The organism is Romboutsia sp., from assembly GCF_035470145.1.
GTDB lineage: Bacteria > Bacillota > Clostridia > Peptostreptococcales > Peptostreptococcaceae > Romboutsia_D.
The window spans coordinates 1-1,707 of sequence record NZ_DATIRC010000062.1 but is presented as its reverse complement, the minus strand read 5'-3'; the positions used below and the strand labels follow the sequence as shown (position 1 = coordinate 1,707).

Annotated in this window: 2 protein-coding genes; both read left to right on the top strand. The window is 29.5% G+C overall.

Going from position 1 to position 1,707, the window contains the following annotated elements:
• Positions 1-289 precede the first annotated feature (289 nt).
• Complete coding sequence (locus VLM92_RS02170; protein WP_325274713.1) at positions 290-1,078, top strand: ABC transporter permease; 789 nt, start codon at positions 290-292, stop codon at positions 1,076-1,078.
• A gap of 3 nt (positions 1,079-1,081) precedes the next feature.
• Positions 1,082-1,707 (top strand): ABC-2 family transporter protein (locus VLM92_RS02165; protein ID WP_325274712.1); only part of this gene is annotated, 626 nt, incomplete at its 3' end.

Sequence of the window (1,707 nt, the reverse complement as noted above, 5' to 3'; positions counted from 1 at the left end):
TCCCATTGACATATTTTGTAGATGGCTTGAGGCTTGTAATGAATCAGGGAAAAGATATCCTTGAGATAGGACCTGAACTTTTAGGTCTCTCAATCTGGGGTATTGTATGTTTTGTAATTGCAATTAAAGTCTTCAAATGGGATTAATTCCAAAGAATCTTCATGTATTTACATTACAGCCGTAGTTTGGGGAAAGGTAAACAAGACCTATACTAGTGAGTCTTTTAATATATCGGTTTTTCCAGATTGTCAATATTTTTGTTAAAATATGAACATTTCATTGATGGGATATGAGGAAGAACTTAATAATATTCAAGTTACATTTGATAAAGATTCTTACAGAGAAAGAGGTTATACTTAACTGGTCTATATCAAACGGTATTGCTTTAATTGGAATTATTGTTGTATGGTTTGCGAGCAATAGAAATATTATTGGAGGATATACCAAAAATGAACTTGTCTCATATTACTTCTTTATGTTTATTTATTCACAAGTTATCGGATGGTGGGTGTTTTGGGATGTAAGAAAAAATATTAGAGATGGAAGTCTTTCGAACTTTCTTCTAAAACCAATAAGTTATGTAAAATATCTGATATTACAGGAAACCGCATATAAATTAATTAATTTGATTACACAAATTCTAATTGGAATAATAATATATATCTTTATTAAAAATTTCATAGTTATTACATTTGATATAGAAGATTTGGCAAAGTTAATTCCAGTTATTTTTATAGGAATCTCAATTAACTTCTTATCTCACTTCTTTATCGGATGCTTTACCTTTTTTTGGTTAGAATCATATTTTTTATCTGATTTTCATTGGATATTTAGTAGATTTTTAAGTGGTTTAGTTGTTCCGCTAACTTTTTTCCCGTTTTTTGTGGAGAGAATTCTATTACTGAATCCATTTAGGTTTACATTTTCTTTGCCAGCAGAGATTATCTTTAATCAGATTAATTCGCAGGATTACTATAAGGTCTTATTGATAGGATTTATATGGGTCGGGATATTTGTTGTTTCTTCAATGTATATTTGGAAAGTTGGTCTAAGAAGATATAGTGCTTATGGTTCATAAATTATGAAAAGATATCTTTTTCTTTACAATGCAATACTAAAAATCTGTCTGGTTAGGGAAATGGAATTCAGGATAAACTTTATCATCAGGATTTTGATTAATTTCTTGTGGGCTGGTATTTCATACGCTACGGTTTTTCTGATATATTCTCAAGTTGATAGTATTGGTGGATGGAATCGAGAGCAAATGGTTTTGCTTACATCGGTGGTTGGTTTAAGCAATTCAGTATATAAACTATTTTTTCATAATAGTATTACAAGATTTCAATATTTAGTTAATAGTGGAGAATTAGACTTTATGTTATTGAAACCTGTAAATGCTAGATTTCTTGCTTCTATGAGACAGTTTGGTTTTGAGCAGCTTCCAAGAGGAATAATGTTTATTTATTTGATTATTGTATTATCAAAATCGATCAATTTCTCTATCAGCAATATGGATATGGTTTTTGGCTTTATTCTAGTAATTCTGGGATCTTTTGCAATTTACAACCTTGTATTTTCAATATACTGTTATGTCTTCTGGAAACCAAGAGTGTGGAATTTATTTGCAATTAATGTTGAACTACAAAACCTAGGGAACAATCCAAGTCAAATTTATAAAGGGTTTTTAGGTGTTTTAGTATATGTTTT